The organism is Bacillus sp. FSL R12-0074 (assembly GCF_038005725.1).
GTDB classification, from domain to species: Bacteria; Bacillota; Bacilli; order Bacillales; family Bacillaceae_G; genus Bacillus_A; species Bacillus_A mycoides.
Genome location: NZ_JBBOTR010000001.1, coordinates 5,311,826 through 5,326,333, shown reverse-complemented (window position 1 = coordinate 5,326,333; position 14,508 = coordinate 5,311,826). Strand labels below are relative to the sequence as shown.

13 protein-coding genes are annotated in these 14,508 nt (G+C 34.6%); 8 read left to right on the top strand and 5 right to left on the bottom strand.

Going from position 1 to position 14,508, the window contains the following annotated elements; translation table 11 throughout:
* Positions 1-30: 30 nt before the first annotated feature.
* The 4 genes from NSS97_RS27665 (at position 31) to NSS97_RS27650 (ending at position 3,055) form a co-directional block, all read left to right on the top strand.
* Complete coding sequence (locus tag NSS97_RS27665; RefSeq protein ID WP_002035000.1) at positions 31-1,218, top strand: S1C family serine protease; 1,188 nt, start codon at positions 31-33, stop codon at positions 1,216-1,218.
* A gap of 53 nt (positions 1,219-1,271) precedes the next feature.
* Complete coding sequence (locus NSS97_RS27660; protein WP_044438334.1) at positions 1,272-1,457, top strand: CxxH/CxxC protein; 186 nt, start codon at positions 1,272-1,274, stop codon at positions 1,455-1,457.
* Positions 1,458-1,516: 59 nt separating this feature from the next.
* Positions 1,517-1,996 (top strand): 23S rRNA (pseudouridine(1915)-N(3))-methyltransferase RlmH, encoded by a 480-nt coding sequence (gene rlmH / locus NSS97_RS27655; RefSeq protein ID WP_002130178.1) that lies wholly within the window; start codon positions 1,517-1,519, stop codon positions 1,994-1,996.
* 180 nt (positions 1,997-2,176) lie between these two features.
* Positions 2,177-3,055: a radical SAM/SPASM domain-containing protein gene (locus NSS97_RS27650; protein ID WP_002016446.1), complete on the top strand. Its 879-nt coding sequence runs from the start codon at positions 2,177-2,179 to the stop codon at positions 3,053-3,055.
* Between the two features lie 36 nt (positions 3,056-3,091).
* Here the strand turns inward: NSS97_RS27650 and pepF are convergent, their stop codons facing one another.
* Together pepF and guaC are read right to left on the bottom strand one after the other, a co-directional pair.
* Positions 3,092-4,909 carry an oligoendopeptidase F gene (pepF, locus tag NSS97_RS27645; protein ID WP_044438335.1) on the bottom strand — a complete coding sequence of 606 codons (1,818 nt, stop codon included), beginning with the start codon at positions 4,907-4,909 and terminating at the stop codon, positions 3,092-3,094.
* 138 nt (positions 4,910-5,047) lie between these two features.
* On the bottom strand, positions 5,048-6,031 hold the full coding sequence (gene guaC / locus NSS97_RS27640) for a GMP reductase (protein WP_044438336.1): 984 nt from the start codon (positions 6,029-6,031) through the stop codon (positions 5,048-5,050).
* A gap of 237 nt (positions 6,032-6,268) precedes the next feature.
* Here guaC and NSS97_RS27635 point away from each other — a divergent pair, with 237 nt between their 5' ends.
* Together NSS97_RS27635 and NSS97_RS27630 are read left to right on the top strand one after the other, a co-directional pair.
* On the top strand, positions 6,269-7,300 hold the full coding sequence (locus NSS97_RS27635; RefSeq protein ID WP_044438337.1) for an acyltransferase: 1,032 nt from the start codon (positions 6,269-6,271) through the stop codon (positions 7,298-7,300).
* Positions 7,301-7,529: 229 nt separating this feature from the next.
* The gene (locus tag NSS97_RS27630) at positions 7,530-8,975 is read left to right on the top strand and encodes a DEAD/DEAH box helicase (RefSeq protein ID WP_044438338.1); all 1,446 of its coding nucleotides are present in this window, start codon (positions 7,530-7,532) and stop codon (positions 8,973-8,975) included.
* 43 nt (positions 8,976-9,018) lie between these two features.
* Here the strand turns inward: NSS97_RS27630 and NSS97_RS27625 are convergent, their stop codons facing one another.
* Positions 9,019-9,579, bottom strand: a complete 561-nt coding sequence (locus NSS97_RS27625; RefSeq protein ID WP_044438339.1) for a DUF1836 domain-containing protein — start codon at positions 9,577-9,579, stop codon at positions 9,019-9,021.
* 164 nt (positions 9,580-9,743) lie between these two features.
* On the opposite strand from NSS97_RS27625, the gene trhA reads away from it, so the two are divergent.
* Positions 9,744-10,391, top strand: coding sequence for a PAQR family membrane homeostasis protein TrhA (gene trhA, locus NSS97_RS27620; RefSeq protein WP_002016441.1), 648 nt, complete (start codon positions 9,744-9,746; stop codon positions 10,389-10,391).
* A gap of 183 nt (positions 10,392-10,574) precedes the next feature.
* Complete coding sequence (gene galE / locus NSS97_RS27615; protein WP_341114578.1) at positions 10,575-11,591, top strand: UDP-glucose 4-epimerase GalE; 1,017 nt, start codon at positions 10,575-10,577, stop codon at positions 11,589-11,591.
* Positions 11,592-11,640: 49 nt separating this feature from the next.
* On the opposite strand, the gene pelG is transcribed toward galE, so the two are convergent.
* Positions 11,641-13,098 carry an exopolysaccharide Pel transporter PelG gene (gene pelG / locus NSS97_RS27610; RefSeq protein WP_002167287.1) on the bottom strand — a complete coding sequence of 486 codons (1,458 nt, stop codon included), beginning with the start codon at positions 13,096-13,098 and terminating at the stop codon, positions 11,641-11,643.
* Positions 13,086-14,507, bottom strand: a complete 1,422-nt coding sequence (gene pelF / locus NSS97_RS27605) for a GT4 family glycosyltransferase PelF (protein ID WP_061673855.1) — start codon at positions 14,505-14,507, stop codon at positions 13,086-13,088. Before pelF ends, pelG begins: the two co-directional genes overlap by 13 nt.
* Position 14,508: the final 1 nt, after the last annotated feature.

Below are 14,508 nucleotides of genomic sequence, written 5' to 3'. Positions count from 1 at the left end.
AGTTGTTTTCAGGAAGATAGGTGAACAAATATGTCCTTTATTGATGAAGAAAAATATCGTATTAAACGTGCAGGCAAAAAGAAACATAAAGGTATTGTCATTTCTAGCATAGCGGGGACAATTGTAGGGGCTTCATTATTTGCATTTGGAGCTCCTTTATTTTCAAATCATGCAGGTAAGCTTCCGCAAGCTGAAGCAAGTGAAAAAAATATGGCTGAAGCTCAAAGTGGAAATGTTCCTGTTAAACAGATTAGCTTTGTAGACGCTGTGGATCGTGCTTCAGAGGCTGTTGTTGGTGTTATTAATATTCAACGAGACAATTTTTCGGAGGCTGATTCGGAAGCTGGTACAGGCTCTGGTGTGATTTATAAGAGAACAGATGGACATGCGTATATTGTAACGAATAACCACGTTGTTGCTGGGGCGAATCGTATTGAAGTGAGCTTAAGTGACGGTAAGAAAATTCCGGGTAAAGTATTAGGAACCGATGTAGTCACGGACTTAGCTGTACTAGAAATAGATGCGAAGCATGTGAAGAAAGTGATTGAAATTGGCGACTCTAATACCGTTCGTAGAGGAGAACCAGTTATTGCGATTGGAAATCCACTGGGGTTACAATTTTCCGGAACTGTCACACAAGGTATTATTTCGGCTAATGAGCGTATTGTTCCTGTAGATTTAGATCAAGATGGACATTACGATTGGCAAGTAGAAGTATTGCAAACAGATGCGGCAATTAATCCAGGTAATAGTGGTGGAGCGCTTGTAAATGTAGCGGGACAATTAATAGGTATTAACTCAATGAAAATTGCAGCAAAAGAAGTAGAAGGAATTGGATTAGCTATTCCAGTTACGAGAGCTGTTCCTATTATGAATGAACTAGAAAAGTACGGTAAAGTAAGAAGACCTTACGTTGGGATTGAACTAAGATCATTAAATGAGATTCCGAGTTACTATTGGTCAAAAACATTACACTTACCAGGTAACGTAACAGAAGGAGTCTGCATTTTAGATGTAAAAAGTCCTTCGCCAGGTACGGATGCGGGTCTTAGAGAACATGATGTTATTGTGGCGGTAGATGGAAAAGCGGTGCACGATATTATTGGGTTCCGCACGGCCTTATATAATAAAAAAATTAATGATAAAATGACTCTTACGTTTTATCGTGGTACAAAACGAGCGACAACAACGGTGAAATTAGGCATTCAAAAGTATTAAAAACAGGAGGGTCTACCTCCTGTTTTCTATTGTAGAAAAGTGAGGTGAGGAATATGAATTTGCCTTGTTGTTTAGAACATGTTGAATTAGCATTAGATATCATTGTGGATGAGTGTGAAGTCGCACCGGTTATTAACAATGTGGATAACTCTAAAGGAGAGAAAAAAACATGTGAATTTTGTCAAAATGAGGCGACATATGTTGTATCGAACACAGATTCTCACACAATATGTGGGTAACATTTGTGGATATGTGGATAAGTCCTGTGGATAACGTGTTTGTAAGGTGGGGAATAAATGTGAATATCTCGATTATTTCAATCGGAAAACTAAAAGAAAAATACTTAAAACAAGGTATAGCAGAATACTTAAAACGATTATCTTCTTACGCAAAAGTAGAAGTAATTGAATTGCCAGATGAAAAGGCACCAGAAAATTTAAGTGCAGCAGAAATGTTAATTGTAAAAGAAAAAGAAGGTATTCGTATACTGGATAAAATTTCTGATGATACGCATGTCATTGCGTTAGCTATAGAAGGAAAACAAAAATCATCAGAAGAATTTGCGGTAAGTATAGATCGCCTTGCTACATATGGAAAGAGCAAGATCACATTTGTAATTGGTGGATCACTGGGGCTTAGTTCTGAAGTAATGAAGCGTTCAAACGAATCTCTTTCTTTTTCGAAGATGACATTACCACATCAATTAATGCGATTAGTATTGCTTGAGCAGGTGTATAGAGCGTTTCGGATTAATCGTGGTGAACCGTATCATAAATAAATTTTTCATTTGTATATAAAGAGTAAAAAAGACCATTGGACAAAAATCACCGATGGTCTTTTAAACATTAATAGATGGTATGTAGATTTCCTAAAATAAGTATGTTTCTATTTCTAAAAAAATATGCTGTAATATGAAGAGGGAAAAAGTATAAGTAGTCAGAGAAGTGAGGAATTAAAGGTGAAGAAGTTTAAGAAGTTTTACTTGGAGATTACGAGTGTATGTAATCTTGCGTGCAGCTTTTGTCCGCCGACGGAAAGGCAGAAGCAATTCATTTCTGTAGAGGATTTTGCTAAAAGATTAGACCAAATTAAACCTCACACAGACTACATTTATTTGCACGTGAAGGGTGAGCCGTTGCTCCATCCGAAAATAGATCAACTATTAGATTTAAGCCATGAAAAAGGGTTTAAAGTTAATATTACAACGAACGGAACGTTAATTAATAAGAGAAGGCATAGACTGTTAAATAAGCCAGCTCTAAGACAAATGAATTTTTCACTGCACAGTTTTGATGGACACCCAGGTTCGCAAGATAAAGAGGGCTATGTAAGGAGTATACTTTCTTTCATTAGAGAGGCAACAAGTCAATCGGACTTAATCGTTTCACTAAGATTATGGAATTTAACTCAGGATAATAAAACAAATGCTGAAATCCAAAAAAATAGGGATTTATTATCTATAATTGAAAATGAGTTTGATCTATCTTATCAAATTGAAGAGAAGCTTACACCGGGAAAAGGTATAAAAATTGCGGAACGTGTCTTTATTAATCAAGACTATGAATTCCAGTGGCCGGCATTGCATGAAGAAGAGGATGATGGAAAAGGATTCTGTCATGGTCTTCGAAATCAGGCTGGAATCTTAGCGAACGGAACGGTTATTCCTTGTTGTCTAGATGGTGAGGGAATTATTAATCTTGGAAATATTAATAATGATTCATTCTCTAATATTATTGAAGGTGAAAGAGCGAACAATATTGTGGATGGATTTTCAAAAAGGGTTGCAGTAGAAGAACTATGTAGAAAGTGCGGATACCGCAAAAGATTTGGAAAGTAAATATAGAATAAGCCCTCATAAAGCGAGGGCTTATTTTTATTCTTGATAAGAACGTTCTAATTCATCAATTAAGGAACCGACGTAAGAAACGGCTTTACGGATTGCATCTGGTTTTGACATGTCTACTCCAGCGTGTTTCATTAATTCAAGTGGTTTCATTGTACCGCCTGCACGGAGTACATCAAGCCAGCGATCAACAGCAGGTTGTCCCTCTTCTTTAATCATTTGAGCTACAGCGGTAGAAGCAGTTAGTCCCGCAGAATATGTGTAAGAATATAAGCCCATATAATAGTGAGGTTGACGCATCCATGTTAAACCGGCGCCTTCATCAATTTCTACGGAATCTCCCCAGAATGTCGAAAGGACCTTCGTTTTTATTTCAGTTAAAGTTGTAGCTGTGAGTGCTTGCCCTTCTTCTGCTAGAGCGTATACTCTTCTTTGATATTCTCCCTCAAGTAGATGGGTAACGAAGTTGTGGTAATATGTGCCGAGTAGTTGCAGAATAACCCATCTGCGCATTCTCTTATCTTCAGTAGTCGCAAGTAAATGCTGGGCTAATAGTAATTCATTCATCGTTGATGGAGCTTCAACGAAGTACATAGATGGACGCACATTCATAATACGCTGATTTTTATTAGCTAAATAAAAATGACCAGCATGTCCAAATTCATGAGCTAATGTGAAACACCCGCGCATCGTACCCTGCCATGTAATTAAAATATAAGGGTGAGAACCGTATGGGCTAGAGCAGAAGGCACCTGTTGATTTTCCTACGTTATCTGCAAGGTCTACCCATCTTTCTTTGAAGCCCTTTTCGATAATGGAACTATATTCATTTCCTAATACTTTTAAAGAATCTTGAATGAGTTTGCCAGCTTCTTCGTAAGTGATTGTTGGATTAAATTCAGGATCTAACGGTGCATGTAAGTCACAGAAAAGCATTTGATCAAGCCCTAATACATTCTTTTTTAAATCTGCAAAACGGCGCATATGAGGCGCTAATTCGTTATAAATAATATCTAGTTGGTTGTTATACATTTCAAGTGGAACTTTTTGAGGTTCTAAAAGCATATGGGTAACGGACTCGTACTTGCGCAAACGAGAAAGCGCCACTTGTTTTTTTACTTCAGTAGCATATGTTGTTGCAACTGTATTTTTATATCGTTTCAATGTGGAAACAAATGATGAATATGCTTTTTTACGTATATATGCGCTTGGAGAAAACTCATATTTGCTTTCGAATAATGCAAACGATACAGGCAAATCATTTCCTTGTTCATCTTGTATAGAAGGGAAATCCATATCGGCTAATTTAGTCATGCCGTAAATTTTGTAGGGTGAACTATGAACTTCGCCGAGTGCAGCAAGAGCTTCTTCTGTTTCAGGAGAGAGAGTGTGCTGCCTCTTTTTGAGTATCTCTAGTAATGATTTACGGAAAGGTTCAAGTCTTATTTCCTCAGTTAAATATTTTTCAATTGTTCCCTCCTCAAATGAGAGAATTTCGTTATGAATAAAGGATAGTGCGGTACGTACATTCGTTCCTAGAGCGGAAATTTTGGAAGAGTTCGCTTGAATAACTGAATCTGTACGATCAGCGGATTCTTTTAAATTTGCATATGCGCCGAGTTTTGTTAACTTCATTAAAAGCTCTTCTTCTAAAAGTAGGCAATTTAATAAGGTAGCGGGGCTAGTGTGTAATTGTCCTTTAAATGCATCAAGTTTTTTTATATCGTCTGTTAATACACGTAATGCAGTTTCCCACTCTTTATCAGATTCGTATAAATCAGAAAGGTCCCATGTCAATTCAGTAGAGACTTCCGCGCGAATAAGGCGTTTCTCAATTACATTTTTCATTTGTTATATCCCCCTTATTATAAGTATCTAAAAATATGATACTAGAAAATTCAGTGAAATGAAAATATTTTACATTTTTATACATGAAAAAGAAGGACAAGCATAAAAAATGCTTGTCCTTCTAGTTAAATTTATAAATTAATATACTTTGTCACCGTTGAAAATAGAGTTTTTCACGACTACATAATCTACAGTACGAATTGCGTCTAATTTTGTTCCACCAGCGTAAGAGATAGAAGATTGAAGATCTTGTTCCATTTCGATTAAAGTGTCTTCTAAAGAACCTTTATGCTCAACGAACATTTTCTTACCTTCAACGTTTTTCTTCTCACCTTTTTGGAATTCAGAAGCTGAACCGAAGTATTCTTTATAAAGTTTGCCATCTTTTTCGATTGTTTCCCCTGGAGACTCTTCATGACCTGCGAATAGAGAACCGACCATAACCATAGTTGCTCCAAATCGAATTGATTTAGCTACGTCGCCATGTGTACGAATACCACCGTCAGCGATAATTGGCTTACTTGCAGCTTTTGCACACCAGCGAAGTGCAGCTAGCTGCCAACCGCCAGTTCCAAAGCCTGTTTTAATTTTAGTAATACAAACTTTACCAGGTCCAATGCCAACTTTTGTTGCATCAGCACCAGCGTTTTCTAATTCTCTTACCGCTTCTGGAGTTCCAACGTTTCCAGCGATAACGAAGCTTTCTGGTAAATGTTTTTTAATATGTTGAATCATGTTGATCACAGCGTTAGAGTGACCATGTGCGATATCGATTGTAATGTATTCAGGTGAAAGTTGCTCAGTAGCTAATTGTTGTACGAATTCGTACTCGTCTTCTTTAACACCAACGCTGATTGAAGCAATTAATCCACGTGATTGCATATCTCTAATGAATGAAATTCGTTTCTCTGGTTGGAAACGATGCATGATATAGAAGTAATTATTTTCAGCTAAATAAGTTGCGATTCTTTCATCAATAATCGTTTGCATATTTGCAGGTACGACAGGTAATTTAAATTTATGTTTTCCTAAAGTGACAGTTGTATCACATTCAGATCGGCTATTTACAATGCATTTTGCAGGAATTAATTGAATATCTTCATAGTCAAATACGTTTTCCATCATTTACACCCCTAAAATACGAATATTTTACATAGTTTACTTAAGAACGTTCGTCCAAATGATAATTTACAGTATTTTTAGTAATAAGTCAAAGGTTTTAATGTTTAATTTTAAAAAATAAAGCTTATTTAATATTTTTGGATTTATATGGCTATAATGTATTTTAATGTGTAGTCGATTACTGTAGAATTATGTAGGGAGAATAATAGAGAAATATATTAATTTAGGGGAGATTTTATGGGACGATTAGTGTATATGGATTGGCTACGTGTATTAGCGACAATTGCGGTCGTTACAATTCACGTTGCTGCTGGTTATGTTTCTACGTTAGATTCAAATAACGTGTCGCGTTGGCTGGCTGGTAATTTTTACGACTCACTTTCGCGTGCTAGTGTACCAATTTTTGTGATGATTAGTGGAGCCCTATTATTAAAGGGAACAAAAGATACTTCTATTGGGGAATTTTTAAAGAAACGTGCAAGTAAAGTGATTATACCTTTTATAGGTTGGAGTGCTATATTTTACATCTATGGGGCTTGCGTAGGATATTTTCCGGCTTCTTTAAAGCAAGGGATAAAGTACTTTTTAACAAATAGTATCGGGTTACATCTATGGTTCTTATATATGATTGTAGGAATATATTTAATCGCACCTTTACTGAAAGTATTTGTGAAAAATGCTAAGAAGAGAGAGATAGAATATTTTTTAATTTTATGGCTATATGCATCTGTTATCGTCAAGCTAGTAAATTATTATTATCCTATCAACTTTAATATCGAACTATTTTACGTTACAAATTATGTAGGGTATTTCCTACTTGGTTATTACTTATCGAATTATGATATTGTGAAAAAATGGAGAAATATTTCTTATATTGGAGGACTTGCAGGATTTATTGGTACGTTCTTTATGACATACCATTATACAGTCAAAGCTAATGGACAGCTGGATCAATATTGGTATGAATATTTTGCTCCGGGTGTTGTACTTATGGCAATTGGGTTATTTGTCTTTTTCAAATATGCTTTCCAAAATTCAGAAAGACAATTGCCATTTTTATTACGTGGCATAAACCAAGCAAGTCTTGGGATTTATATTCTTCACTTTTTCTTATTAAATAATTATCTATACATAGTCATTCCAAAGGTGAATGCACATGTACATGCAATATTGGCAATTCCTATAAATGTAATTATTACACTTGTCCTTAGTATGTTAATAACTTTAGTATTGCAAAGAATACCGGTTGTAAAAAGGCTAGTTCCGTAAAGGAAAAATCTGAAAATAAAATATTTTTCGTTATGTAGGTGGACAGGCTTATTATTAAGACTGTCCTTTATTATGTTGTTTTAAAAAACAATATAAAAAGAGTTATACTTAGGTTAAGTTGATATTTTAGCGAATTAAAAATATTAGTTTGATATATCCTCTTAGTATAATTAAATGTAGGGGAATAAAAAATATAATTATTAAATACAGAATAAAATGAGGTTATTACATGAGTAAAAGAAGTTTTACCGATTATGCATTAAGTAAAGAAATTGTAAGAGCACTTACTGGTTTAGGATATGAACATCCAACGGAAGTGCAAGGAGAGGTTATTCCAGTTGCTTTGCAAAAGAAAGACCTTGTCGTGAAATCACAGACTGGAAGTGGAAAAACCGCTTCATTTGGCATACCACTTTGTGAAGTGGTGGAGTGGGAAGAGAATAAGCCACAAGCTTTAGTTTTAACACCGACGAGAGAGCTTGCGGTGCAAGTAAAAGAAGACATTACGAATATAGGTCGTTTCAAAAGAATTAAGGCCGCTGCAGTTTATGGTAAATCTCCATTTGCACGTCAAAAATTAGAGTTAAAGCAAAAAACACATATTGTAGTTGGGACTCCTGGCCGTGTGTTAGATCATATTGAAAAAGGTACCCTTTCTTTAGAGTGTTTGAAGTATTTAGTTATTGATGAAGCGGATGAAATGCTGAATATGGGTTTTATCGATCAAGTAGAGGCAATTATTGACGAATTACCTAAAAAACGAATGACAATGCTATTTTCAGCAACACTTCCAAAAGATGTTGAAAAGTTATCTCGTACGTATATGGATTCGCCAACGCATATTGAAATTAAGGCTACCGGGATTACAACAGATAAAATTGAACATACACTTTTTGAGATGAGAGAAGAGGAGAAGCTTTCACTTCTTAAAGATGTAACAACGATTGAGAATCCAGATAGTTGTATTATTTTTTGCCGTACGCAAGAAAATGTAGATTACGTATTTCAGCAGTTAAAGCGGGTTAACTATCCTTGTGACAAAATACATGGTGGTATGGTACAAGAAGATCGTTTTGAAGTTATGGACGATTTTAGAAAAGGAAAGTTCCGTTATTTAGTAGCGACAGACGTAGCTGCTAGAGGAATTGATATTGATAATATTACACATGTTATTAACTATGATATTCCATTAGAAAAAGAAAGTTATGTACATCGTACGGGAAGAACGGGACGAGCTGGTAATAACGGGAAAGCTATTACATTCATGACGCCGTATGAAAATAGATTTTTAGAAGAGATTGAGGAGTACATTGGCTTTGAAATTCCAAAGGCACTTGCACCTTCAAAAGAAGAAGTTATGAAAGGGAAAGCAGTATTTGAGGAAAAGATACATGCTAAACCAATTATAAAGAAAGATAAAAATGCAGACCTAAACAAAGGAATTATGAAATTGTACTTTAATGGCGGGAAGAAAAAGAAAATTAGGGCGGTAGATTTCGTCGGTACAATTGCTAAAATTAAAGGTGTTACAGCAGAAGATATAGGAATTATTACAATACAAGACAATGTTTCTTACGTTGAAATATTAAATGGAAAAGGACCACTTGTTTTAAAAAATATGAAAAACACAACGATTAAAGGGAAACAATTAAAGGTTCATGAAGCAATTAAGTAAACAAAAAAACTATCCACCTCTAACAGGTGGATAGTTTTTTTGTTTAAGTTTCTTTGAGGTCATCAACTAGTTTCTCTGCTAAACGTCTATACATATTACTCATAGTCACGAAGGATGTTAGTAATAAAAACTTTTCTAGCTTTGGATCTTCTAAGGAAGAAACCTCGTTTACTTCCTTAACACGGTTATTCACGTCTTGCTTAAAGCTTTCCACATTGGTGTCAGTAAGAGAAAGGTAATCTTTATATAGATTGTTTAATTCGAATGTAGCATCGTTTATTAACGGTGCATTTATATTTTCTAAGGAGCTTTTTATATCATTAATGGAAAGAGCTCCTTTTAATTGATAAATTAAGCTGATTAAAATCATATGTTCTTTTGAATACTTTTTATTTTTGATAGGGATGAATAATTTCCCTTTTGCGTAATTGTTAATCATTGTTTTTGTTAATACTTTTTCATCATCAGTTCTCGTTGTATCCGCATAAGTATTCTCAAATAGTTGGACAACTTGGTCTACATATAAGTCGACATTTGGGATATCCTCAAGTTTAATACTTTTTTCTAAATGTAATGATTCAAGTAATTTATTTATATTTTCCACGTAGAACCCCTCACTTTTATAACTTAGTGGAACTTAATGTTTAGTATATCTTTAAATATGGTATTACGAAACAAATGAATTGTAAATGTTGACCCGCAAGGATAATATGTATATAATTACATGTAGTTATAAAAACTACATGTAATTATATGAGGGGTGTTTATATGAATGTTTATGTAAGAGAACCGGTTAATGCATTTACTCACTTAGGAGGAGCTGTATTATCATTTATTGCATTATTAGCTATGCTTGTGAAAGTTTCTGTTAAGATGCCATCTGTTGCTGCAATTACAGCTGTTATTTTATTCGGTATCGGGATGATGGTCCTTTATATGGCATCAGCTGTGTATCATAGTGTCGTAGCCAGTGAACGTGTTATTTATTTCTTTAGGAAGCTAGATCATTCTATGATTTTCATATTAATTGCAGGTACATATGCACCCTTTTGCTTAATTACATTAAATTCGGCAAATGGTTTACTATTATTTTGTTTAGTTTATGCAACGGCAATTTGTGGTATTGCTTTTAAAATGTTTTGGTTTAATTGTCCAAGATGGTTATCGACAGCAATTTATCTTCTGATGGGTTGGTTAATTGTTCTATTCTTTGCACCGCTAGCTGAGAATCTAAGTACAGGAGGTATTATTTTCTTAGTACTTGGAGGCATTTTTTATACAATTGGTGGGTTTATTTACGGTGCGAAGCCAAAATGGTTGGAGTTTAAATATATGGGACACCATGAAATTTTTCATGTTTTTGTATTGTTAGGTAGTCTTGCGCATTTTCTAAGTGTATATTGTTACGTAATTTGATCAAAAAACGCCACGCGATGTCTGTTATGTGGCGTTTTTTTATTACCTGATTTGAATCGTGTATTGTACAAAAAATCATGGGATAAAATGTAAGTTTCTGTGTTCGCATAATAAACATATGATAAGAAATATGTGATATACTTTGAGAAGTTTATAATGAATGAAATATGGAGGACTATAATTATGGCAATACTTGTAACAGGTGGAGCAGGATATATTGGTAGTCATACATGCGTAGAATTACTAAAAAACGGTTACGAAATTATAGTAGTAGATAATCTTTCGAATAGCTCAGTAGAGTCTATAAATCGAGTGACAGAGATAACAGGAAAACAGTTTAAATTTTATAAAGAAGATATTTTAAATCACGAAGCACTTGATACGATTTTTGAAGAAAATACAATTGAAGCTGTTATTCACTTTGCAGGCTTTAAGGCTGTAGGGGAATCAGTAGAAATTCCGTTAACGTATTATCATAACAACATTACAAGCACACTAGTGCTATGTGAAGTGATGCAGAAGCATAATGTGAAGAAGATGATCTTCAGTTCATCTGCAACAGTGTATGGTATTCCAGAAATATCACCAATTACGGAGGAGTTTCCATTAAGTGCAACAAATCCATATGGTCAAACGAAATTAATGATTGAGCAAATTATGCGTGATGTAGCATTTGCGGATGCAGAATGGAGTATCACATTACTTCGTTATTTCAACCCATTTGGTGCACATGAAAGTGGACGTATTGGAGAAGATCCAAACGGAATTCCAAATAACTTAATGCCATATGTAACACAAGTAGCAGTAGGGAAGTTAAAGGAATTAAGTGTATTTGGAAATGACTATCCAACAAAAGATGGCACGGGTGTCCGTGATTATATTCATGTTGTAGACTTAGCAAATGGCCATGTAAAGGCGCTTGAAAAGGTACTTGGCACTACTGGGATAGATGCATACAATCTCGGTACAGGTACTGGTTATAGTGTGTTGGAAATGGTTGAAGCATTTGAAAAGGTTTCGGGCAAAGAAGTTCCTTATAAAATTACGGAGCGTCGACCTGGTGATGTGGCAGTATGTTTTGCAGATGCATCGAAAGCGAAGCGTGAATTAGGATGGGAAGCAAAACGCGGATTAGAAGAGATGTGTGCAGACTCTTGGAGATGGCAATCAAATAACAAAAATGGCTATCTAGAAGTTTAATAAACAGATAAAAAAATGACCTTTTGCGGGAGCAAAAGGTCATTTTTATTTATTTATTTCCATTAAGTTTATTAGCAAATTTAGTAAAGAAAGTTCGCCGTTTTATAGGAGTATTTGACTGACAAAACGTATAGTAATCAATATCTTTAATGTAAGTAAAGAGTCTAGAAATAGCATATAAGAATGTAATAGAAGATCCAAGTGCAAAACTAATACCGTAACCATTGAACCCAAATGGAAGTAGAAGAAGACTTAATAACAAATTTGCAGAAAAGAACAGGGCTGATGTTCGAAATGCCCCTTTACGATCTTCAAAATATAAGAGTAGTAACGTGATAACAAGGACCATCCCGTTTGCATAAGCACCAATTATAGTCAGCTGCAAAATAGAGTATTCAAGTGTTACGTTCCCAGATTGTGAACTAAACATCCATATTATAAAAATAATAAGTAAAGAAAAAATACCTTGATTACGAAGTATTCGTTCCATTTCTTGCTTTAGGACAAAGTTCATTGATTCTTTTAATTGTAAAATTGTATTTAACGTCGCCCCATTGTTAACTGAACCGAAGAACTTCTTATACCGTTCATAAAACCTTGTTTCAATGGATACTACGAAGAAAATATAGGTTGGGATAATGCTTAAATAAGCCCAGAAAACAGATGTATCATAAATTTGATGATAAATAAACGTGTTTTCAATATTTCCTCGCCCTTCTCCGAACCAAATAACAAAGTTACATACCCAAATGCCAATATTGTAAAGTAAGCTTGACCAAAATAGTTCTGGATATTTATCTAAATAAGAAAGAAAGGTAAATTGTTCAGTAGCATCACTATTTGGAAACATTCGTACAATAACTATACTTAACCACACTAATGTAATGAAAGTCCCGATTGTAAAAGAAATTAAAAGTAATAGGGCCAATCCGTGTTCTATTCCAAGTGTTGGATGCCAGTAAGCGATAAGCGCAATTCCAGATAAGGAGAAAATGGAACCAATTAAAAATGCAAGAGCGATGGACTGATAATCTTTAGCTGCTGTTAAATAAATGGATTGAATCCAAATGATGTTTAAAGCTAAAAATAAAAATAGCATCACGATTTTATAATACAAGGCTAATGGCGTAAAAATTGCAAACAAAAGCCATAAGATAATAGCTAAAAAAAGTGTGATTTTCGTCATTCCTAAAAAGGAAGAAAATACTTTATCAGCTTTTTGCTCGTATAAAAGGTCGGCCACATATCTAGTTACGATGAGCTGCAAGGCACCATATATGATTTGAGAAAAAATGAAGCAGTATGAAATTGAAATTGTAAAAAGGCGCTGTTCCTCAATTGAAATAGAATGGAACAAACTTAAAATGTATCGAATAGCTGTTACTGCTAAAATAACGACTAACCAAGGACCAGCTGTAACAAATAATGAAAATCCGTACGCTTTTATTCTGGAAGAATAGTAGTCTTCTTGGAATAATTTTTGTAAACGAAATCCTATCCCTGCCATGTTTTTTTACCTCTTTCTAAGTAAAGCTTACGATAACTATCAACGACACCTGATAATTGATAGTGCGCTTCAATACGATTGCGCCCGTTATCCCCAAATTGTTGAATGGATTCAGGGTGACGATAATACCACTCTAAATGAATGGCAACTTGTTCAGGAGATACAGGTGGTACAACAAATCCACATTGTCCGTAAGGATCTTCATCTTGTCCGTAAATTAATTCCTTACAAGAGCCGACATCTGTAACAACCCATGGTAATCCTGCTGCCATTCCTTCTAACATAGCTAATGGTTGTCCTTCAGATATACTTGTTAATACGAGAATATCTGTTTGTTTTAAGTAATCTTTAATATTTACTTTGCCGGTCATTATTACATGCTCTTCTAATCCTAATTGTTGAATTAAATCACGACATTCCTGAGCATATTCTGCTTCTTCTGTATCAGGACCTAGTAAGTAAAATATAAATGGAATATCTTTTTCTAATAATAATTTAGCTGCATAAATCATTGTTTTTACATCTTTAATTGGCACAACTCGTATAATAGCGGAAATGATGAGTTTATCCGAATTGTATTTTGGTTTACGTAACCCTTTATAGTCAGATAAAGTAACGCCATTTGGAACGATTTTTAGTTTATGGGCCGGAGCACCTAATTCTTTTTGATATGCACTATTTCGGCCGAATAACGTAATTACATCAGCGGCTTGTTCATATGCTTGATGAGACAAGTGATGAAAGAAAGAAACCCATCTTTTTTTATATTCAATTGGTATCCAAGTAGATTGTAGTATTTCTTCTTCACGCTCCCGAGAATAAATACCGTGTTCAGTTAGAATAAATGGTATATCGGACTTGGCACTAATTGCAGCACCAAGCAATCCACCATACCCTGTCGATACAGAATGAATAAGATCTAATTCAGGAAAATCAATTTGTAAAATTTGAATGATTGGTGTGAACATAGATCTCCACATCCAAAAGTAATTTAAGAAGGATCCACTACTTTCTTCATATAAATAGCTTTCTTTAACAATTGCATAAAACTCACGGCTTTCGAAGAAGGAATGGAGTGTTCCTAGCTTTTGTTTATTTCCTAATATTTGTAATGCTGTTGTATCGTTAGCTTGAAATGTAAACCATTTTTGAAGTGTCTGTACTTCTTGTTTAGTTAAATTAGTTTTTATATGTTTTGCTTCATTTTCTGATTGCAAAGGAATCAGAATGATGTCTTTTACATTGCTTGGAATTTCATATTGATATTCATCTTCTGTTTTTACTTGAGGGACTATCGCGAAAATCGTAAATTCATGTTCTTTAAACTGCTGGATAATCATTTGAACCCAGCTTGCTACCCCTCCACTTACAAAGGGATAGCTGCCTTCAACGACCAAACCTATTCTCATC

Bases quoted from the DNA above. Each gene is read 5' to 3' on its own strand.
- NSS97_RS27665 (WP_002035000.1), top strand. From the start codon at position 31: ATGTCCTTTATTGATGAAGAAAAATATCGTATTAAACGTGCAGGCAAA.
- pepF (WP_044438335.1), bottom strand. From the start codon at position 4,909: ATGAAAAATGTAATTGAGAAACGCCTTATTCGCGCGGAAGTCTCTACT.
- pelF (WP_061673855.1), bottom strand. From the start codon at position 14,507: ATGAGAATAGGTTTGGTCGTTGAAGGCAGCTATCCCTTTGTAAGTGGA.
- galE (WP_341114578.1), top strand. From the start codon at position 10,575: ATGGCAATACTTGTAACAGGTGGAGCAGGATATATTGGTAGTCATACA.
- guaC (WP_044438336.1), bottom strand. From the start codon at position 6,031: ATGGAAAACGTATTTGACTATGAAGATATTCAATTAATTCCTGCAAAA.
- NSS97_RS27630 (WP_044438338.1), top strand. From the start codon at position 7,530: ATGAGTAAAAGAAGTTTTACCGATTATGCATTAAGTAAAGAAATTGTA.
- NSS97_RS27660 (WP_044438334.1), top strand. From the start codon at position 1,272: ATGAATTTGCCTTGTTGTTTAGAACATGTTGAATTAGCATTAGATATC.
- NSS97_RS27635 (WP_044438337.1), top strand. From the start codon at position 6,269: ATGGGACGATTAGTGTATATGGATTGGCTACGTGTATTAGCGACAATT.
- pelG (WP_002167287.1), bottom strand. From the start codon at position 13,098: ATGGCAGGGATAGGATTTCGTTTACAAAAATTATTCCAAGAAGACTAC.
- trhA (WP_002016441.1), top strand. From the start codon at position 9,744: ATGAATGTTTATGTAAGAGAACCGGTTAATGCATTTACTCACTTAGGA.